The 19033-nt window shown below is 71.4% G+C and carries 18 protein-coding genes; 8 read left to right on the top strand and 10 right to left on the bottom strand.

All coding sequences use genetic code 11. From position 1 onward, the window contains the following. Positions 1 to 77: 77 nt before the first annotated feature. From A5643_RS13395 to A5643_RS13375, 5 genes are all read right to left on the bottom strand, one after another. The gene (locus tag A5643_RS13395; RefSeq protein WP_066856284.1) at positions 78 to 1082 is read right to left on the bottom strand and encodes a sulfate/molybdate ABC transporter ATP-binding protein; all 1005 of its coding nucleotides are present in this window, start codon (positions 1080 to 1082) and stop codon (positions 78 to 80) included. A 17-nt stretch (positions 1083 to 1099) separates the two neighbouring features. Next, positions 1100 to 1912, bottom strand: coding sequence for a sulfate ABC transporter permease subunit CysW (gene cysW, locus A5643_RS13390; protein ID WP_066856281.1), 813 nt, complete (start codon positions 1910 to 1912; stop codon positions 1100 to 1102). Then, positions 1909 to 2742: a sulfate ABC transporter permease subunit CysT gene (gene cysT, locus A5643_RS13385; protein ID WP_066856278.1), complete on the bottom strand. Its 834-nt coding sequence runs from the start codon at positions 2740 to 2742 to the stop codon at positions 1909 to 1911. The genes cysW and cysT overlap by 4 nt, the downstream gene beginning before the upstream one ends. Beyond that, complete coding sequence (locus tag A5643_RS13380) at positions 2739 to 3752, bottom strand: sulfate ABC transporter substrate-binding protein (protein ID WP_066856276.1); 1014 nt, start codon at positions 3750 to 3752, stop codon at positions 2739 to 2741. The genes cysT and A5643_RS13380 overlap by 4 nt, the downstream gene beginning before the upstream one ends. A 328-nt stretch (positions 3753 to 4080) precedes the next feature. Further along, on the bottom strand, positions 4081 to 4281 hold the full coding sequence (locus A5643_RS13375; RefSeq protein ID WP_066856318.1) for a hypothetical protein: 201 nt from the start codon (positions 4279 to 4281) through the stop codon (positions 4081 to 4083). A 53-nt stretch (positions 4282 to 4334) separates the two neighbouring features. Between A5643_RS13375 and A5643_RS13370 the strand changes: the two genes are divergently transcribed. Together A5643_RS13370 and A5643_RS13365 are read left to right on the top strand one after the other, a co-directional pair. After that, positions 4335 to 5573, top strand: coding sequence for an FAD-dependent oxidoreductase (locus A5643_RS13370; protein WP_066856274.1), 1239 nt, complete (start codon positions 4335 to 4337; stop codon positions 5571 to 5573). 55 nt (positions 5574 to 5628) lie between these two features. Continuing rightward, positions 5629 to 7617: a glycoside hydrolase family 15 protein gene (locus A5643_RS13365; protein ID WP_066856314.1), complete on the top strand. Its 1989-nt coding sequence runs from the start codon at positions 5629 to 5631 to the stop codon at positions 7615 to 7617. A 46-nt stretch (positions 7618 to 7663) separates the two neighbouring features. Here the strand turns inward: A5643_RS13365 and lepA are convergent, their stop codons facing one another. Then, positions 7664 to 9571 (bottom strand): translation elongation factor 4, encoded by a 1908-nt coding sequence (gene lepA / locus A5643_RS13360; RefSeq protein ID WP_066856311.1) that lies wholly within the window; start codon positions 9569 to 9571, stop codon positions 7664 to 7666. Positions 9572 to 9628: 57 nt separating this feature from the next. Here lepA and A5643_RS13355 point away from each other — a divergent pair, with 57 nt between their 5' ends. After that, positions 9629 to 10231, top strand: a complete 603-nt coding sequence (locus A5643_RS13355) for a type II toxin-antitoxin system PemK/MazF family toxin (protein ID WP_066856271.1) — start codon at positions 9629 to 9631, stop codon at positions 10229 to 10231. Between the two features lie 63 nt (positions 10232 to 10294). Here A5643_RS13355 and A5643_RS13350 read toward each other — a convergent pair whose 3' ends face one another. Further along, positions 10295 to 10723, bottom strand: a complete 429-nt coding sequence (locus tag A5643_RS13350; protein ID WP_066856308.1) for a CBS domain-containing protein — start codon at positions 10721 to 10723, stop codon at positions 10295 to 10297. A 264-nt stretch (positions 10724 to 10987) separates the two neighbouring features. On the opposite strand from A5643_RS13350, the gene rpsT reads away from it, so the two are divergent. Next, a complete protein-coding gene (gene rpsT / locus A5643_RS13345; RefSeq protein ID WP_066856268.1) occupies positions 10988 to 11248 on the top strand; it encodes a 30S ribosomal protein S20 in 261 nt (86 codons plus the stop codon). 4 nt (positions 11249 to 11252) lie between these two features. Here rpsT and holA read toward each other — a convergent pair whose 3' ends face one another. The 3 genes from holA to A5643_RS13330 all read right to left on the bottom strand — a co-directional run bounded on the left by holA (position 11253) and on the right by A5643_RS13330 (position 14644). Beyond that, entirely contained in the window at positions 11253 to 12200 is a 948-nt protein-coding gene (gene holA / locus A5643_RS13340; protein WP_197497730.1) for a DNA polymerase III subunit delta, read from the bottom strand. 70 nt (positions 12201 to 12270) lie between these two features. After that, positions 12271 to 13809 carry a ComEC/Rec2 family competence protein gene (locus A5643_RS13335; RefSeq protein ID WP_156628802.1) on the bottom strand — a complete coding sequence of 513 codons (1539 nt, stop codon included), beginning with the start codon at positions 13807 to 13809 and terminating at the stop codon, positions 12271 to 12273. Positions 13810 to 13813: 4 nt separating this feature from the next. Beyond that, positions 13814 to 14644, bottom strand: coding sequence for a ComEA family DNA-binding protein (locus A5643_RS13330; RefSeq protein WP_066856262.1), 831 nt, complete (start codon positions 14642 to 14644; stop codon positions 13814 to 13816). A 186-nt stretch (positions 14645 to 14830) separates the two neighbouring features. Here A5643_RS13330 and A5643_RS13325 point away from each other — a divergent pair, with 186 nt between their 5' ends. The 4 genes from A5643_RS13325 (at position 14831) to A5643_RS13310 (ending at position 19027) form a co-directional block, all read left to right on the top strand. Then, positions 14831 to 16003, top strand: a complete 1173-nt coding sequence (locus A5643_RS13325; protein WP_066856259.1) for an acyl-CoA dehydrogenase family protein — start codon at positions 14831 to 14833, stop codon at positions 16001 to 16003. Positions 16004 to 16010: 7 nt separating this feature from the next. Further along, entirely contained in the window at positions 16011 to 17099 is a 1089-nt protein-coding gene (locus tag A5643_RS13320; RefSeq protein ID WP_066856256.1) for an acyl-CoA dehydrogenase family protein, read from the top strand. A gap of 142 nt (positions 17100 to 17241) precedes the next feature. Further along, positions 17242 to 17922 carry a phosphodiesterase gene (locus tag A5643_RS13315; RefSeq protein WP_066856253.1) on the top strand — a complete coding sequence of 227 codons (681 nt, stop codon included), beginning with the start codon at positions 17242 to 17244 and terminating at the stop codon, positions 17920 to 17922. 61 nt (positions 17923 to 17983) lie between these two features. Next, positions 17984 to 19027 (top strand): NAD(P)H-dependent amine dehydrogenase family protein, encoded by a 1044-nt coding sequence (locus tag A5643_RS13310; RefSeq protein ID WP_066856251.1) that lies wholly within the window; start codon positions 17984 to 17986, stop codon positions 19025 to 19027. Positions 19028 to 19033 lie beyond the last annotated feature (6 nt).

Below are 19033 nucleotides of genomic sequence, written 5' to 3'. Positions count from 1 at the left end.
AATCACCACCGAGCCCACTCCGCCCTCGGAGGCCGGCCACCGGTCACCCGACTGACCAACCTCCCCGGACATCACAGCTAGGGCGCGCTGAGCGACGAGGTCTGGGTGGCCCGCACGTAGACGGTGTCACCGGCGTTCAGTTGCAGCGCCTCGGCATCCCCGCGGGTGATCTGGGCGGTGAACGGGCGGCCGGTGGCGGCGCTGGTCAGCTCCACCCGCACCTCGAACCCGAGCATCACCACCCGGTTGACGGTGGCGCGCAGCACCGCCGCCTGCGCGCCGGGACCGCCTGCCGCGACGGCCATCTCCGGGGTGCGCCCCACCCGGATGTCGTGCGGGCGCACCAGGCTGCCGTTGAGGGAGGACACCGGCCCCAGAAACGACATGACGAAGGCGTTCGCCGGCTCGTCGTAGACCTCGTCGGGGGTGCCGACCTGTTCGATGCGGCCCTGGTTGAGCACCGCGATCCGGCCGGCCACGTCGAGGGCCTCGGCCTGATCGTGGGTGACCAGCACGGTGGTGACGTGCACCTCGTCGTGCAGCCGGCGCAGCCAGACCCGCAGGTCGTCGCGGACCTTGGCGTCCAACGCCCCGAACGGTTCGTCGAGCAGCAGCACCTGCGGGTCGACGGCCAGCGCGCGGGCCAACGCCATCCGCTGGCGCTGCCCGCCGGAGAGCTGGCTGGGATAGCGGTCCTGGAACCCGGCCAGGCCGACCACCTCGAGCAGGTTGTCGACCTTCTTGGCGATCTCGGCTTTGGGCCGGTGCCGGATCTTCAGGCCGAAGGCGACGTTGTCGCGCACCGTCATGTGTTTGAAGGCCGCGTAGTGCTGGAAGACGAACCCGATCCCGCGCTGTTGCGGCGGCACCCCGGTGACGTCGCGGCCGTGGATGGTGATCGTCCCGCTGTCGGGGTGGTCGAGGCCGGCGATGGCGCGCAGCAGCGTCGATTTGCCCGACCCGCTGGGCCCCAGCAGCGCCGTGAGCGACCCCTGCGGCACCGAGAAGTCAACGTTGTCCAGTGCCACGAAGTCGCCGTAGCGCTTGTTGGCGCCGGACACCGTGATCGCGTCGTCCGCCATCGGCTCTCCTTCGGTGTTCACGCGGCCGCTCTCTTCCGCCGGGCGTCCAGGATCACCTGGGCGACCAGGACCAGCACCGCCACCCCCATCAGCAGCGTGGACAACGCGTAGGCGCCGTACTCCTCGCCGCGGCTGTAGCGGTCGGAGACCAGCAGGGTCAGCGTCTGGGAGGTTCCGGGCAGGTTGGACGACACCATCAGCACCGCACCGTATTCGCCGAGCGTGCGGGCGACGCTGAGCACGATCCCGTAGGTCAGGCCCCACCGGATGGCCGGCACGGTGATGTGCCAGAAGGTCTGCCAGCTGTTGGCGCCGAGCGTGGCCGCGGCCTCCTCCTGGTCGGTGCCCAGCTCACGCAGCACCGGCTCAACCTCCCGGACCACGAACGGGCAGGTGACGAAGACACTGGCCAGCACGATGCCCGGCAGGCCGAAGATGATCTTGAACCCGAGGTTGTTCTCCACGAACCCCAGGGCGCCGGCCGATCCCCACAGCACGATCAGCGCGACGCCGACCACCACCGGGGACACCGCGAACGGCAGGTCGATCACCGCCTGCAGCAGGCCTTTGCCGCGGAACCTGTTGCGCGCCAGCACCAGCGCGGTCGGCACGCCGAAAATGACGTTGAGCGGCACCACGATCGCCACCACCAGCAGCGACAGGTCGAGTGCGGCGATCGCCGCCGGGGTGCTGATGTAGGCGAAGAACTGGCTGAGCCCGGGCTGGAAGGTGCGCCACAGGATCAGCGAGACCGGCACCACCAGCAGCGCCAGGACGTAGGCGAGCGCCACGAACCGCAGCACCAGCCGGACCGGGGTGGACAGCGTCATGCGAGCTGCTCCTCGTGCCGCGCGACCCGGGTGCCCACCAGGCGCAACAGCAGCAGCACGCTGAACGAGATCGTCAGCAGCACCACCGAGATCGCGGCGGCGCCGGCCCGGTCGTCGTTCTCGATCAGCGTCCGGATCCACTGCGAGGACACCTCGGTCTTGCCCGGGATCGCGCCGCCGATCAGCACCACCGACCCGAATTCGCCGATGGCGCGGGAGAACGCCAGGCCCGCGCCGGTGAGCAGGGCCGGCGCCAGGGCGGGCAGCACCACGGTGCGGAAAACGGTGCCGGGTCCGGCGCCCAGCGACGCCGCGGCCTCCTCGGCCTCCCGGTCGATCTCGAGCAGCACCGGTTGCACGGTGCGTACGACGAACGGGCAGGTGACGAAGGCCAGCGCCACCCCGACCCCCCAGGCGGTGTGCTGCAGGTGCACGTCGACCGGGCTGTTGGGTCCGTACAGCGCCAGCATGACCAGGCTGGCGACGATGGTGGGCAGCGCGAACGGCAGGTCGATGATGGCCTCCACCAACCGTTTTCCGGGGAAATCGTCCCGGACCAGCACCCAGGCGATCAACAGCCCGAAGACCAGGTTCAGCGCGGTGACGCCGGTGGCGATCGTGACGGTGACGCGAAACGACTCCACCGCCGCCTTCGAGGTGACCGCGGAGACGAAGGCCTCCGGCCCGGCGTCGGCGGCCTGCCACACGATCGCCGCCAGCGGCAGCAGCACGATCACCGACAGCCACCCGGTGGCCATCCCGACCCGAAGTCCGGTGCCACCGCGGCGCAGCGGCGCCGGTGGGCGCTCGAGCGTCGCGGTCAGACTCATCCGGTCGCCTCGAGGTAGATGGCGGTGATCGCGCCGGTGTTCTTGGCGAACAGCTGCGGGTCGACCACGTCCCAGCCGCCGAGGTCGGCGATGGTGAACAACCGCTTCGGCGCCGGGAACCGGTCCCGGAACTCCGCGATCGCCGCCGGGTCCACCGGCCGGAACCCGGCCTGCGCCCAGATCCGCTGCGCCGTCGGCGTGTACAGGAAGTTCTTGAACGCGGTCGCCGCACTCAGATGCCTGCTGGTGGTCAGCACCGCCACCGGGTTGTCGATCTTGAAGGTCTGTTCCGGCACCACGTGCTCGATCGGCTTGCCCTGCCGTTGCGCCTCGATCGCCTCGTTCTCATAGCTGATCAGGACGTCGCCGCTGCCCTGCACGAACACGTCGGTGGCCTCCCGCCCCGACGCCGGCCGCAACGTGACGTGGTCGTTGACCAGCCGGGTGACGAAATCCAAACCGGCCTGAGGGTTTTTGCCTGCGTCGCTCTTGACCGCGTACGGCGCCAGCAGGTTCCACTTCGCCGACCCGGAGCTCAGTGGGCTCGGGGTGACGACCTCGATGCCGGGGCGGAGCAGGTCGTCCCAGCCCCGGATGTTCTTCGGGTTGCCGGCACGCACCACCAGCGCCACCACCGAGCCGAACGGGATACCCTTGGTGGCGTCCTCGTTCCACGACGGGGAGACCTTGCCGGCGTCGACCAGCCGGGTGATATCCGGCTCGACGGAGAAGTTGACCACGTCGGCGGGTTTACCGTCGGCCACGCCCCGCGACTGGTCCGCCGAGGCGCCGTACGAGGCGGTCACCTCGATTCCGTCGCCCTCCTCGGAGTCGTTGAACGCCGGGATGATCTTGCTCCAGCCCGGTTCGGGCACCGCGTAGGTGACCAGCGTGATCCGGGTGTGGGCGTCTTTGAGTCCGCTGGAGCCCACCACATCGCTGGGGCCACCGCCGCAGGCGGCGAGCAGGGTGACCACCGCCGCGAGTGCGGCGAACCGGGGAGCGAGCATCGGGGACCTTTCCGGGTGGGCTTCGGCGACAGCGGGCGCACGGCTGCGGTCGGGGTGCCGAGCCGGAACGGGGTGTTCAGACCCGGAGCACCGGTCCGCAAGCGGGGGTGCCGGTCAGCGGCAACAGTCCACATCGGTGACGGCGCAGACCGGCGCGGACGGGCGCGCCGGGACACGGCACGTCACTCGACCGGGGGCTGCGCACATGGCGGGAAGCCTAACAGAATCCGGACCGCCGGCGACGCTCAGCGGGTCAGCAGCCAGGTGACGATCACCAGCACGATCAGCGCCACCAGAATCAGGGTCACCCGGGACCGCGGCATCGGCTTCACGACGGCCGCTTCGTCTCGTCGAGGCCCCGGGCGCGGTGCATCAGCCAGATGCCGTTACCCAACAGCCCGTCGAGCACCACCGCCACACCGTAGGACAACAGCAGCACGATCGGGATCACCACGATGGTCTGCAGGGCGAACCCGAGGCCGGAGAGCCACAGCTCCACACCGTCCCACCAACTCAGGAAGCCGTCCACGATCTCCACCCTAGGGGTCGCGGCGCTCGGCACCAACGTGAAACGATCGGCAGATGACCGCCGAGGCCGCCCCCGCGGAGTCGACCGGCGTGGTGATCGTCGGGGGCGGGCCGGCCGGGATGGTGCTGGGGTTGCTGCTGGCGCGCGCCGGGCTGGCCGTGGCGGTGCTGGAGAAGCACGCCGATTTCCTGCGCGACTTCCGGGGCGACACCGTGCATGCCAGCACCTTGCGGCTGCTCGACGAACTCGGGCTCGGCGAGCGGTTCGCCCGGTTGCCGCAGCGGCTGATCGACTCGATCGTGCTGCGCGTGCAGGGGGTGGCGGTCACCGTGGACGTCAGCGCGATCCCCGGCCCGCATCAGCACATCGCGCTGGTGCCGCAGTGGGATTTCCTGGAGTTGCTGGCCGAGGCGGCGGCCGCCGAGCCCGGCTTCCGGCTGCTGCGCAACGCCGAAGTGGTCGACGTGCTGCGCCGCGGCAGCCGGGTCACCGGGGTCACCTACCGCGAGGCGAACGGTCGGCTGCGGCGGCTGCAGGCGCCGCTGACCGTGGCCTGCGACGGCCGGTCCTCGACGGTGCGTCGGGTGCTGGGCGCAGCGCCGCGCCGGTTCGGCGTGCCGATGGACGTGTGGTGGTTCCGGTTGCCGCGCCGCGACAGCGACCCGGCCGGGCTGGCCGGAGTGCTCGACGCCGGCCGGGCGATCATCATGATCGACCGTCGCGACTACTACCAGATCGCCTACCTGATCCCGAAGGGCCGCGACGCGGAACTGCGCGCCGCGGGGCTCGGGGCGCTGCGTCGGGCGCTGGTCGAGCAGGTGCCGTGGTTGGTCGACCGGGTCGACGCGCTGGGCTCGTTCGACGAGGTGAAGCTGCTCGACGTGCAGCTCAACCGGCTGCGCCGCTGGTCGCGGCCGGGGGTGTTGCTGTTGGGCGACGCCGCGCACGCGATGTCGCCGGTCGGCGGGGTCGGGATCAACCTCGCGGTCGCCGACGCGGTCGCCGCCGCGCGGCTGCTGGCCGCGCCGCTGCGCCGCGGCCGGGTGGCGCGCCGGCACCTGGCCCGGGTCCAGGCGCGGCGTTGGCTGCCCACGGTCCTGGTGCAGATGGTGCAGCGGGTGCTGCACGCGAAGGTGATCGCGGTGGCCGTCACGGCGGCGGATCCGACGCCGCCGCGGCTGGTGCGGCTGGCCGGCCGCTCACCGCGGCTGCAACGGTGGGCCGGGTACGCGGTGGCGATCGGGCCGCTGCCCGAACCCGCCCCCGCGTTCGCCCGTCGACCGGGCTGCTGACGGTCGCGCCGCGCGGGCGGTGGACTCCGCGGCGTTTACCGAAGATGATGTCGGCATGGTTATGCATGTCCAGCCGGCCAGTGACGCCCCACCACCGCCGCACGCGGTCACCGAACCGGTGCCCGAGGCCGTCAGCGGGCTGCGCAACCCGTTCCCGCCGATCGCCGACTACGCCTTCCTCTCCGACTGCGAGACCACCTGCCTGATCTCGGCGGCCGGCTCGGTGGAGTGGCTGTGCGTGCCACGCCCGGATTCGCCGAGTGTGTTCGGCGCGATGCTCGACCGCAGCGCCGGTCATTTCCGGATCGGCCCCTACGGGGTGTCGGTGCCCTCGGCGCGTCGCTACCTGCCGGGCAGCCTGATCCTGGAGACCACCTGGCAGACCCACACCGGGTGGCTCATCGTGCGCGACGCCCTGGTGATGGGGCCCTGGCATGACATCGAGACCCGCTCACGCACCCACCGGCGCACCCCGATGGACTGGGACGCCGAACACATTCTGCTGCGCAGTGTCCGCTGTGTGAGCGGCACCGTCGAGCTGATGATGAGCTGCGAACCGGCGTTCGACTACCACCGCATCGGCGCCACCTGGGAGTACTCCGCCGCCGCCTACGGCGAAGCGGTGGCCCGCGCCAAGACCAACCCGGACGCCCACCCGATGCTGCGGCTGACCACCAACCTGCGGATCGGCCTGGAGGGCCGGGAGGCGCGGGCGCGGACCCGGTTGAAGGAGGGCGACAACGTCTTCGTGGCGTTGAGCTGGTCGAAGCACCCGGCGCCGCAGACCTACGAGGAGGCCGCCGAGAAGCTGTGGAACACCACCGAGTGCTGGCGGCAGTGGATCAACATCGGTGACTTCCCCGACCACCCGTGGCGCTCCTACCTGCAGCGCAGCGCGCTGACGCTCAAGGGGCTGACCTACTCCCCGACCGGTGCGCTGCTGGCCGCGAGCACCACGTCGCTGCCGGAGACGCCGCAGGGCGAACGCAACTGGGATTACCGCTACGCCTGGATCCGCGACTCGACGTTCGCGCTGTGGGGCCTCTACACCCTCGGGCTCGACCGGGAGGCCGACGACTTCTTCGCGTTCATCGCCGACGTGTCCGGCGCCAACAACGGCGAGCGGCACCCGCTGCAGGTGATGTACGGGGTCGGCGGCGAACGCAAGCTCGAGGAGGAGGAGCTCAACCACCTGTCGGGCTATGACAACGCCCGGCCGGTGCGGATCGGCAACGGCGCCTACAACCAACGGCAACACGACATCTGGGGCACCATGCTCGATTCGGTGTACCTGCACGCCAAGTCGCGCGAGCAGATCCCCGAGGCGCTGTGGCCGGTGCTCAAGCAGCAGGTCGAGGAGGCGATCAAGCACTGGCGCGAGCCCGACCGCGGCATCTGGGAGGTGCGCGGCGAGCCGCAGCACTTCACCTCCTCGAAGATCATGTGCTGGGTGGCGCTGGACCGCGGCGCCAAACTGGCCGAAGTGCAGGGCGAGAAGAGCTACGCCCAGCAGTGGAGCGCCATCGCCGACGAGATCAAGGCCGACGTCCTCGAACACGGCGTCGACGAGCGCGGCGTGCTCACCCAGCGCTACGGCTCGGATGCGTTGGACGCCTCGCTGCTGCTGGCCGTGCTGACCCGCTTCCTGCCGCCGGACGACCCGCGGATCCGCAGCACGGTGCTGGCGATCGCCGACGAACTCACCGAGGACGGGCTGGTGCTGCGCTACCGGGTGGAGGAGACCGACGACGGCCTCACCGGCGAGGAGGGCGCGTTCACCATCTGCTCGTTCTGGCTGGTCTCGGCGCTGGTGGAGATCGGTGAGATCCACCGCGCCAAGCACCTGTGTGAGCGGCTGCTGTCCTTCGCCAGCCCGCTGCACCTCTACGCCGAGGAGATCGAGCCGCGCACCGGGCGGCACCTGGGCAACTTCCCGCAGGCCTTCACCCACCTGGCGTTGATCAACGCGGTGGTGCACATCATCCGCGCGGAGGAGGAAGCCGACAGCTCCGGGGATTTCCAGCCGGCGAACGCCCCGATGTAGCGGCCGGCGTAGGGCGCGACGTAGCGGCCGGTCCGGCCGGGGCGGGTTACTTCTTGGCCTTGTCGCCGGCGGCGTCGGTGGACAGCGCGGCGACGAAGGCTTCCTGCGGGACGTCGACCCGGCCGATGGTCTTCATCCGCTTCTTGCCTTCCTTCTGCTTCTCCAGAAGTTTGCGTTTGCGGGAGATGTCACCGCCGTAGCACTTGGACAGCACGTCCTTGCGGATCGCCCGGATGTTCTCCCGGGCAATGATTTTCGAGCCGATCGCGGCCTGCACCGGCACCTCGAACTGCTGGCGCGGGATCAGCTCTTTGAGCTTGGTGGTCATCTTGTTGCCGTAGGCCGCCGCCGAATCCTTGTGCACGATGGCGCTGAAGGCGTCGACCGCCTCGCCCTGCAGCAGGATGTCCACCTTGACCAGGTCGGCTTCCTGCTCGCCGGCCTCCTCGTAGTCCAGGCTGGCGTAGCCGCGGGTGCGGGACTTCAGCGAGTCGAAGAAGTCGAAGATGATCTCGCCCAGCGGCAACGTGTAGCGCAGTTCGACCCGGTCCGGCGACAGGTAATCCATGCCGCCGAGTTCCCCGCGCCGCGACTGGCACAGTTCCATGATGGTGCCGACGAACTCGCTGGGCGCCAGGATCGTGGTCTTCACGATCGGCTCGAACACGGTGCGGACCTTGCCCTCCGGCCAGTCGGAGGGGTTGGTGACCTGAATCTCCTCCAGCTCACCGGATTTGCCGTCGCGCAGCACCCGGTAGACCACGTTCGGCGAGGTGGAGATCAGGCCGAGATCGAATTCGCGTTCCAGGCGCTCCCGGGTGATCTCCATGTGCAGCAGGCCCAGGAACCCGCACCGGAACCCGAAGCCCAGCGCCACCGACGTCTCCGGTTCGTAGGTCAGGGCGGCGTCGTTGAGCTGCAGCTTGTCCAGGGCGTCGCGCAGGTTGGGGTAATCGGAGCCGTCGACCGGGTACAGCCCGGAGTAGACCATCGGTTGCGGTTCGCGGTAGCCGGTCAGCGCCTCGGTGGCGCCGTGGCGCGCGGTGGTGACGGTGTCCCCGACCTTGGATTGCCGGACATCCTTCACCCCGGTGATCAGGTAGCCAACCTCCCCCACACCGAGCCCGTCGGTGGGTTTCGGCTCCGGGGAGACGATGCCGACCTCGAGCAGCTCGTGGGTGGCGCCGGTGGACATCATCTCGATCTTCTCCCGCGGGGTGATCGCCCCGTCGACGACCCGGACGTAGGTGACCACGCCGCGGTAGATGTCGTAGACCGAGTCGAAGATCATCGCCCGCGCCGGGGCGTCGGGATCGCCGGTGGGGGCGGGCACGGTGGCGACCACCGCGTCGAGCAACTCCGGCACCCCCTCCCCGGTCTTGCCCGAGACCCGCAGCACGTCGGCCGGGTCGCAGTCGATGATGTGGGCCAACTCGGCCGCGTAGTGCTCCGGGTCGGCGGCGGGCAGATCGATCTTGTTGAGCACCGGGATGATGGCCAGGTCCCGGTCGAGCGCCAGGTAGAGGTTGGCCAGCGTCTGCGCCTCGATGCCCTGGGCGGCGTCGACGAGCAGGACCGCGCCCTCGCAGGCCTCCAGCGCGCGGGACACCTCGTAGCTGAAGTCGACGTGGCCGGGGGTGTCGATCAGGTGCAGGACGTACTCCTGGTCACCGGACCGCCAGGGCAGCCGCACGTTCTGCGCCTTGATCGTGATGCCGCGTTCCCGCTCGATCTCCATGCGGTCCAGGTACTGGGCGCGCATCGACCGATCGTCGACCACGCCGGTGAGCTGCAGCATCCGATCGGCCAGCGTCGACTTGCCGTGGTCGATGTGGGCGATGATGCAGAAGTTCCGAATCTGCGCCGGCGCGGTGAAGGTCTGGTCGGCGAAACTGCTGATGGGAATCTCCTGGTCGGCGGCGGGATGGGCGGGGTGGAACGTCCTCCAGCGTATCCGGGGGCGGCCGCGGCGGCACAATCACGCCGCCCGGCTTGGCCTACGCTGGCGGCTATGGCTTCCCCGCGGAAGACGCCTTGGCAGAACTGGCAGCGCTTCGCGGAGAACGTGGTGTTCAACGAGGCTCCGAAGGTTCTCCGTTCGCTGCGGCACTCCCCGACCCTGCGGCGCGGTATCCAGCAGGGTCTGCGGATCGGTGTGGAGATGATCGCCGGCGCCACCACCGAGCCGCCCGCCGAGGTGACCGCCGGGCGGCCGGTGAGCAGCGCCAGCGTCCCCACCGCGCAACGTGCCCGCAAACTGGTCTACGCCCCCGACCTCAACGGGCGCGCCGACCCCGGCGAGGTGGTGTGGGCCTGGGTGGTCTACGAGGACGATCCCAGCCAGGGCAAGGACCGCCCGGTGCTGGTGGTCGGCCGGGACCGCAGCACGCTGCTGGGTTTGATGCTGTCCAGCCGGGACCACGGCCACGACACCGCGCACTGGATCGGGATCGGGTCGGGCGCCTGGGATTACGAGGGTCGGGCCAGTTGGGTGCGGCTGGACCGGGTGCTCGACGTGCCCGAGGAGGGCATCCGCCGGGAGGGCGCCATCCTCGACCGCGCGGTCTTCGACCGGGTCGCCGCCCGGCTGCGGGCCGACTATTCGTGGCACTGAGCGTATTCGTGGCACTGAACGCCGCGACCGGAGCGCCGTCCCGGCCCCGGTGCTGTGGCGGGCTCAGCCCTGGGTGATGTAGTCGTGCAGTTGCTCGCGCTCGGCGTGTAGCTCTTCCATCCGGGTCTTGACCACGTCGCCGATGCTGACGATGCCGGTGAGCCGGCCGTTCTCGAGGACCGGGATGTGCCGGACGCGTTTCTCGGTCATCAGCTCGCTGAGATCGTCGACCTGATCGCCCGGGCCGCAGGTGGCGACCAGCGCGGTCATGATGTCGGACACCGGGCGGTCCAGCAGCCCCGCGCCGAACTGGTGCAGTTTGCGCACGACGTCGCGTTCGGAGGCGATGCCCACGACCCCGTCGGAGTCCACCACCACCATGGCGCCGATGTTGTGTGCGGCCAGCCCGGCCAGCAAATCGGTGACCGTCGACTGCGGTGCCACCGTGGCCACGGCCGACCCCTTGTTCCGTAGCACGTCTGCGATGCGCATCGATTCCTCCAAGGCCATTCCTTCAGGACGACTCCGTCAGGGCGGAAGTGACCGACCTCACACCAGGCTAGCGCGGTTATGATCCGGGTGCCGCGGCTTCGTCCGCGGTCGGGCCTGCCCCGGCCGGTAGACACCGTTTGCGCAGGCCAGTCGGCTCCGCTTTGGGAGATGAGCCCACCGGCTGGTAACCTGAACAGCCGCTGCCCGGCGCCCGGCGCCGCAGCCCCAAAGCCAACCGATTGAATTCACGAAGGAACCGCACGCGTGGCCAACATCAAGTCGCAGGTGAAGCGCAACCGCACCAACGAGCGCCGCCGGCTGCGCAACCAGTCGGTGAAGTCCTCGCTGCGCACCGCGATCCGGTCGTTCCGCGAGGCCGCGGCGGCCGGCGACAAGGACCAGGCCACCGAACTGCTGGCCCAGACCGGCCGCAAACTGGACAAGGCCGCCAGCAAGGGCGTCATCCACAAGAACCAGGCCGCCAACAAGAAGTCGGCGCTGGCGCGGGCCCTCAACAAGCTCTGAGCCCTCACCGCCCGTCGGCGGCCAGCTCCGCGACGGTGCGCACGGCCGCCTCCAACGCGTAGTCGGCGTCGGCGGCGGCCCCTTTCACGTCGGCGTTGAGCGCGGCCACCACCCGGATCGCCTCCGCCACCGAATCGCGTGACCAGCGACGGGCTTGACGCTGCGCCTTCTGCACCCGCCACGGCGGCATCTTGAGCTCCCCGGCCAGCCGGTAGGGATCCCCCGAGAGGGGTCCGACCCGCGCGATCGTGTGCACCGCCTCGGCCAGCGCATCCGCCAGCACCACGTGCGGTTCGCCGCGCAGCATCGCCCAGCGCAGCGACTCCGCGGCGCCGGCGACATCCCCGGTGACCGCCTGGTCGGCGATCTCGTAGCCCTTCACCTCGGCCTTGCCGCTGTGATAGCGGTGCACCGCGGCCACGTCGACCTGCCCGCCGGTGTCGGCGACCAGCTGCGAGCACGTCGCGGCCAGTTCCCGCACGTCCGATCCGACCGCGTCCAACAGCGCGGTCACCGTCTCCTCGTCGACCTTCACCCGCTGGCCGGCGAACTCGTCGCGGACGAACTGGGCGCGCTCGGCGGGCTTGGTGATGCGGGCGCACGGATGGACCCGGGCACCGAGTTTGCGCAGCTGATCGGCGAGCGCCTTGGCCCGGCCGCCGCCGGAGTGCACCACCACCAGCACCGTGCCGTCCGGGATGTCCGCGGCGGCCGACCCGACCAGCGCTGCTGCGTCCTTGCCGGCCTCGCCGGCCGCTTCCAGCACCACCACCCGCTCGTCGGCGAACAGCGAGGGGCTGAGCAGTTCGGCGAGTTCGCTGGCGCTGACGTCGCCGGCCCGCATCCGGTTGACCGGGATGGCGTCGACACCGGCGCGCTGCCGCACCGAGCGCAGCACTCCGGCGACCGCGCGCTCGACCAGCAGTTCCTCGTCACCGAGGACCAGGTGCAACGACGAATCCGAATCGGCCACGAGGGCATCGTGTCACGGCCCGCCGTCACGCCCGGCCGCGAGGCACGCGTCAGCCGCCGCCCAGCAGTCCCGACAGCGACCAGGACAGCAGCGCCAGCCCACCCGCGGCGACCGCCGCGCGACACCAGCGCCACCGCCAGCCCGCGACCACGGCGACGGTGGCGGCACCCACCAGCACGGCGCCGCCGGCCCCGGCCGGGACCGGCACGGTGGCGCCCGGCAGGCTGCCGGCCCAGTGCGCCACCGCGCGCACCCACCAGACCTCCGGGCCGGTGAACCGGATCAACAGCTCCGCTACCGGCGGGGACAGCCCGCCGAGCGCGGCGGCGGCGCTGCCCAGCACCGTGATCGGTGCGACCAGCGCGGCCACCGCCAGGTTCGCGGCGGCCGAAACCACGCTGACCCGACCGGAGATCCCCGCGATCAGCGGCGCGGTCACCAGTTGTGCCGCACCGGCGATCGCCACCGCGTCGGCCACCGGTTTGGGCCAGCGGCGGGCCACCAGGTACCGCGACCACACCGGAGCCACCACCACCAGCGCGGCGGTGGCCACCACCGACAGCGCGAAGCCGACGTCGACCGCGAGCTGCGGTGCGACGGCCACCAGCACCAGCACCGAGGCCGCCAGGCTGGGGATGGCCTGGCGGCGCCGGGACGAGAGCACCCCGAGCAACGCGATCGCACCCATCACCGCGGCGCGCAGCACGCTGGCGGTGGGCTGCACGACGACGACGAACCCCGACAGCGTCACCCCGGCCAGCGCGACGGCGGCCCGCGGACCGATCAGCCACGCCGAGAGCAGCACCGCGCCGCAGACGATGGTGACGTTGGCTCCCGACACCGCCATCAGATGGGTCAGGCCCGCGGCTTTGAACTCCCGGTTGGCGGTGCCGCTGAGCGCCGAGGTGTCGCCGAGCACCAGCGCGGGCAGCAGGGCGGCCTGCTCGCCGGGCAGCGCGGCGCGGGTGGCCGCGGCGAACCGGCAGCGCACCTCGTGCGCGGCGCGGTCAACCGGCCCGGCGCGCCCCCGCCGCGGCGGCCCGACCGCGTTGAGTACGGCGACGCTCAGGTCGCGGCGGGCCGGGCCGGTGATGTGCGCCCGGAACGTGACCGGCTGACCGACCATCACCGCACCGAAGCTGCGGGTGGACGCGAAGACCACCACCCGTCCGCCCGCCGGCGCCGCCTCGACCCGGCGCACCACCGCGCGGAACATCAGCCGGGAGCTGCCCACCGGGACCGCGCTCTCGGTCGCGGTGACCGTCACGGTGCGCTCCGCACCGAACACGGCGGTGAGCGGGTGCCGCTCGACCGCGGCGGCGCGGACACCGATCGCCACCGCGAACCCGGCTATCACCACCCCGAGCGCGACCAGCCCGGCGGTCAGCACCGGCACCCGCCACCGGCAGGCCAGCCCGACGATCACCAGCAGCACGCCGGCGACCGCCGCCGGCCCCGCGGTGGCGGGCCACTCGATGCCGGCCGCGGTGATCAGCCAGGCGGCCAGCGCCGCCGGGACCAACCGCAGGTCCGGCCGGGTCGCGCTGCCGGTGTCCGGCGGGGCCGGCGACGGTCCGGCGGCGGTCATCGGGTCAGACCCGCACCTGGGTCCGCAGTTTCGCCAGCCGCGCCGGGCCGATGCCGTCGACCTCACCGAGCTGGTCGACGCTGCTGAACCGGCCGTGGCTCTCCCGCCACGCCACGATCGCGGCGGCGGTGACCGGGCCGACCCCCGGCAGCGCGTCGAGCTGGTCCACGGTCGCGGTGTTGAGGTCGACCAGGGCGCCGGGCCGGGCGGCGGTGGTCACCGGTCCCGCCGGCGGGACGGCGGGGGTAGCCGGGGCGGGGCTTGCCGGCGCCGCAGGGGTGTCGGCGCCGACCGAACTGCCCAGTGCCGGCGGCAGACCCGGGCGCGGCGCGATGCCCACCACGATCTGTTCGCCGTCGGCGACCTGGCGGGCCAGGTTGAGTCCGAGCGTGTCGGCGCCGTCGAGCGGGTCCCCGGCGGCCTGCAGCGCATCGGCGATCCGCGCGCCCGGTGCCAGGGTGACCAGGCCGGGCGCGTGCACCAGCCCGACGACGCTGACCACCACCGGCCCCTGCGGTTGGGTCGAGGGCGCCGCCGAGGACACCATCTCCACCGGCGGAAGCTGGGCCGACGCCACCGGCTCGGTGGGGCTGCGCAGCACGGTGAAGACGGTGACCAGCACCGCGATCACCGCGATCACGGCCAGCAGCAGCGCGCCGGCTCGCCCCGGGTCGGCGCGCACGCGCGCCACGATGCCCTCCGGCGGCTCCGGCTGCCAGCGCGGCAGCAGGCTGGCCGGGTCGTCCTCGTCGGCCGGGTCCGGTTCGGCGTCCGTCGCGGCTGCGGTGCCGGCCAACCGCTGCTGGAGCCGTTCGACGGGTGATGGGGTTCGCATGCCGCCGACGGTAGGACGCGCCGCCGTCGGGTGCCGCCCCGTTTCCGGGTGGCGGCGCGCGGTTGGGGATCGGCGCGGAACTGGGGATCGATCCGACGCTCACCGGGATCGCGGCGATGCCCGATGCGGGTCCCCCGCGTCACGCTAAGGTGCTCAGCAGCGTTCCCCCGACACAGGAGACGGCCCGTGCATCTGGCGCTCAGCGAGGACGAATCCGCTTTCCGCGACGACTTGCGCACCTTCTACACCACCAAGATCCCCGCCGAGATCCGGGAGCGGACCCGGCTGGGTCTGGGGCCGACCCGCGACGACATCGCGACCAGCCACAAGATCCTCCACGAGCACGGCCTGGCGGTGCCCAACTGGCCGGTGGAGTGGGGCGGCAAGGACTGGACGCCGACCCAGCACGAGATCTGGCTCGACGAGATGCAGTTGGCCAGCGTGCCGGAGCCGTTGACGTTCAACGCGCGGATGGTCGGGCCGGTGATCGCCGAGTTCGGCTCCGAAGAGCTCAAGCAGCGTTTCCTGCCTCCCACCGCGAGCCTGGACATCTGGTGGTGTCAGGGGTTTTCCGAACCCGAGGCCGGGTCCGACCTGGCGTCGTTGCGCACCACCGCGGTCCGCGACGGTGACAGCTACGTCGTCAACGGGCAGAAGACCTGGACGACGCTGGGCCAGTACGCGGACTGGATCTTCTGCCTGGTGCGCACCGACCCGCAGGCCCCCAAACGGCAGGCCGGGATCTCGTTCCTGCTGTTCGAGATGGACACCCCGGGCGTCACACTGCGTCCGATCAAACTGATCGACGGCGGTTACGAGGTCAACGAGGTCTTCTTCGAGGACGTGCGGGTCCCCGCCGACCAGCTCGTCGGCGAGGAGAACCAGGGCTGGTCCTACGCGAAGTTCCTGTTGGGCAACGAGCGGACCGGCATCGCGCAGATCGGCCGGACCAAGGTCCGGCTCGCCGAGGTCAAGCGGCGGGCCCGGGAGCGGGGCCTGCTCGACGACCCGCTGTTCGCCGCGCGGCTGGCCGAAGCCGAAAACCAGGTGCTGGCACTGGAGCTCACCCAGTTGCGGGTGACCGCCGACTCCGCCGACGGCAAACCGAATCCGGCGTCGTCGGTGCTGAAGCTGCGCGGCAGTCAACTGCAGCAGACCGCCACCGAGCTGATGCTCGAGGTGGCCGGGCTCGACGCGCTGCCGGTGGATGCCTGGACCGGCGAGGCCGCCGACATCGCCTCGCCGCAGTGGGCTCAACTCAGCGCGCCGCACTATCTGAACTATCGCAAGACCTCGATCTACGGCGGCAGCAACGAGGTGCAGCGCAGCATCATCGCGTCGACGATTCTGGGATTGTGAGGCAGCCATGGACTTTCAGCTCACCGACGAACAGTCGCTGCTGCGCGACACCACCCGCGACCTGCTGGCCCGCAGTTACGACACCGAGACCCGCAACACGGTGGTCGCCACCGACGACGGGTTCAGCCGCGACGTGTGGAAGCAGCTGGCCGACACCGGCATCCTCGGGCTCGGTTTGGAGGAGGACACCGGCGGCCAGATCGAGGTGGCGGTGGTGTGCGCCGAGATCGGACGCCGGCTGGCGCCCGAACCGGTGCTGACCGCCGCGCTGGGGCCCGGTGCGCTGATCGCCGAGCTGGGCAGCGCGGAACAGCGCGGGCTGCTCGACGCGGTGGGTGCGGGCCGCACGCTGCTGGCGTTCGCCCACCACGAGCCGGCGGGTACGAGCACCACCGCTGCGCAGCAAGGTGATTCGTGGCACCTCAGCGGCCGGAAGAACCCGGTGCTGGCGGGGCACTGCGCCGACCGGTTGATCGTCAGCGCCGCACTGCCCGACGGCGGCACCGGCTTGTTCCTGGTCGATGCGGCGTCGGTCACGCGGCACCCGTACCGCACCTTCGACGGCCTGCGCGGTGCCCAGATCGAGCTGGACGACACGCCCGCCGAACCGCTGGGCAGCGCCGCGGACGCCACCGCGGCCATCACCGCGGCCGGCATCCGGATGCACTCCGCGTTGTGCGCCGAGGCGGTCGGGGCGATGGAGGAAGCGCTGCGGCTGACCACCGAGTACCTGACCACCCGTAAGCAGTTCGGGGTCACGCTCAACAAGTTCCAGACCCTCACCCAGCGCGCCGCCGACATGTATGTCTCCCTGGAGTTGGCCCGCAGCATGAACCTCTACGCGGCCATGTCGATCGCCGACGGCACCGTCGATCCGGTCATCGCCGCGCGGGCCGGCCTGCAGATCGTCCGCTCCGGCCGGCACATCGCCGAGGAGGCGATCCAGTTGCACGGCGGCATCGGGATGACCGCGGAGTATCCGGTCGGCCACTACGCCGCCCGGATCACCGCGATCGAGCAGACGCTGGGGTCCTCGGCCGGTCAGCTGCGGGTGCTCACCGGTAATCTCGGCGACTACGAGGTGGCCGCGCTGTAGCGCGGCGCTGCGGAAATCGACAGCCCAGCGCTGCCACAGGCCGTTTTCGGGTCGATATCGGCCCGATTGACGTCGATCTCAGCACCGGGTCGGTACCGCCTGGCGGCGTTTGCCCCGGCGCGGCAGCGGGCAACCCACCGGCATGGATTCTTCGGAGTTGGTGGCGGCACCCTTCCGGTGGGGTGCGGCGCTGCGGAACCGGCGGCTGTTCCATCCCACCGGCGTGCTGGCCACCGGAGACCTGGACCGCATCGCACCGCCCGAGCAGGGCCTGCCGGTGCCGTCCTCGGCGATCGTGGCCCGCATCTCCAAAGGCCTGGGCACTCCCGGGGCGTTGCCCGACGCGGTGGGGCTGGCCTTCCGGGTGACGATGGCGCGGCAGCAGCCGGGACCGTGGGACGTGCTGATGGTCACCGCCGGTTCCGGGCCGCTCAGCCGGGTGATCGGGGTGCATCCGGTGCTGTCCTGGTCGGGACTGACCCTGTCCACGTTGATGCCGCTGCGCTATCACGGCCGCCCGTGGTGGTTGCGGGCGCGGATGCACACCGGCCTGACCGGGCCGGGCCTGTCGCTGACCGCCGTGGGCGACCAGCTCGATCGGGCAGAGATCCGCGTCGAGCTGGATCAGGCCGCCGGCGGCGGCGACTTCCGGCCGCTGGCCGAACTCACCCTGCGCAAGCGGCTGGTGCCGGTGCGTGACGACGATGTGGCGTTCGACCCGGTCCGCAACACCGCCCCGGGGGTGGAGCTCAGCCCGCACTGGCTGGCCGGTCTGCGGGCCAGCGCCTACCGCGGTAGCCGCACCGGGCGGGCCGCCGGGTAGCGGTCTTCGGATCGGCCCATAGGGTGTGGAAACCCGGCCCCGCCGACCCAGGAGGCTTCGATTGACCACACCGTTGCGGGTGATCCAGTGGACCACCGGAAACATCGGGCGCCGCTCGCTGCACGCCATCCTGGGCCGACCCGACATGCAGCTGGTCGGGGTGTATGCCCACGGCGCGGCGAAGGTCGGGGTCGACGCCGCGCAGTTGGCGGGCTGGCCGGAGCCGACCGGGGTGCTCGCCACCGACGACATCGCGGCCCTGCTGGCGCTGCAGCCCGACGCGTGCTGCTACAACCCGCTGTGGCCCGACATCGATGACCTGGTGCGGCTGCTGGAGGCGGGGGTCAACGTCTGCACCAGCGCCGCCTGGATCACCGGCGGCAAGCAGTCGCCCGACGACCTGGCGCGCATCCGGGCGGCCTGCGAACGCGGTAACGCCTCGATCTTCGGCAGCGGCGCGCACCCCGGCATCACCAACATGGTCGGGATGGTGCTGTCGGGCGCCTGCGCGCGGGTCGACGAGATCCGGATCACCGAGTCGGTGGACTGCTCAACCTACGAGTCGGCGGACACCATGGCCGCGATGGGGTTCGGCCGCGCCCCGGAGACCCCCGGTCTCGCCGAGAGCGTGCGCCGCGAAAGCGAGGTGTTCGCCGAGTCGGCCGCGATGATGGCGCAGGCGCTCGGCGCCCGGTTGGACCGGGTCACCTTCGATGTGCAGTTCACCGCCGCCACCGGGGACAGTGACCTGGGGTTCATGCGCATCCCCGCCGGGACGGTCGCCGGCGTGTACGGCTACCACCGGGGCTGGGTGGGCGAGCACAACCTGGTCAGCGTCGGGTTCAACTGGACCATGGGCGATCAGGTCACCCCGCCCAAGCCGCTCGCGCACGGCCATGTCATCCAGGTCTTCGGAGTGCCCAACATGCGCACCGTGCTGCATTGTCTGCCGCCGGCCGACTGGACCGAGCCGAGCTTCGAGGGCCTGGGCTCGATCTACACCGCGATGCCGGTCACCAACGCGGTGCCCGCCGTGGTGGCCGCCCCGCCGGGCATCGTCACGCTGGCCGATCTGCCGCCGGTCACCGGGCGCGCCGCCCGGTAGCCGCCC

The sequence above is a fragment of the Mycobacterium sp. 1274756.6 genome, from assembly GCF_001668625.1.
Lineage (GTDB): Bacteria > Actinomycetota > Actinomycetes > Mycobacteriales > Mycobacteriaceae > Mycobacterium.
Note: the sequence above shows the minus strand (reverse complement) of the source record. Positions and strands in the feature narration are given on the sequence as shown.

Excerpts from the sequence above, each read along its gene's own strand:
- A5643_RS13395 (WP_066856284.1), bottom strand. The coding sequence starts at position 1,082 with ATGGCGGACGACGCGATCACGGTGTCCGGCGCCAACAAGCGCTACGGC.
- cysW (WP_066856281.1), bottom strand. The coding sequence starts at position 1,912 with ATGACGCTGTCCACCCCGGTCCGGCTGGTGCTGCGGTTCGTGGCGCTC.
- cysT (WP_066856278.1), bottom strand. The coding sequence starts at position 2,742 with ATGAGTCTGACCGCGACGCTCGAGCGCCCACCGGCGCCGCTGCGCCGC.
- A5643_RS13380 (WP_066856276.1), bottom strand. The coding sequence starts at position 3,752 with ATGCTCGCTCCCCGGTTCGCCGCACTCGCGGCGGTGGTCACCCTGCTC.
- A5643_RS13370 (WP_066856274.1), top strand. The coding sequence starts at position 4,335 with ATGACCGCCGAGGCCGCCCCCGCGGAGTCGACCGGCGTGGTGATCGTC.
- A5643_RS13365 (WP_066856314.1), top strand. The coding sequence starts at position 5,629 with ATGGTTATGCATGTCCAGCCGGCCAGTGACGCCCCACCACCGCCGCAC.
- A5643_RS13355 (WP_066856271.1), top strand. The coding sequence starts at position 9,629 with ATGGCTTCCCCGCGGAAGACGCCTTGGCAGAACTGGCAGCGCTTCGCG.
- A5643_RS13350 (WP_066856308.1), bottom strand. The coding sequence starts at position 10,723 with ATGCGCATCGCAGACGTGCTACGGAACAAGGGGTCGGCCGTGGCCACG.
- A5643_RS13335 (WP_156628802.1), bottom strand. The coding sequence starts at position 13,809 with ATGACCGCCGCCGGACCGTCGCCGGCCCCGCCGGACACCGGCAGCGCG.
- A5643_RS13330 (WP_066856262.1), bottom strand. The coding sequence starts at position 14,644 with ATGCGAACCCCATCACCCGTCGAACGGCTCCAGCAGCGGTTGGCCGGC.
- A5643_RS13320 (WP_066856256.1), top strand. The coding sequence starts at position 16,011 with ATGGACTTTCAGCTCACCGACGAACAGTCGCTGCTGCGCGACACCACC.
- A5643_RS13315 (WP_066856253.1), top strand. The coding sequence starts at position 17,242 with ATGGATTCTTCGGAGTTGGTGGCGGCACCCTTCCGGTGGGGTGCGGCG.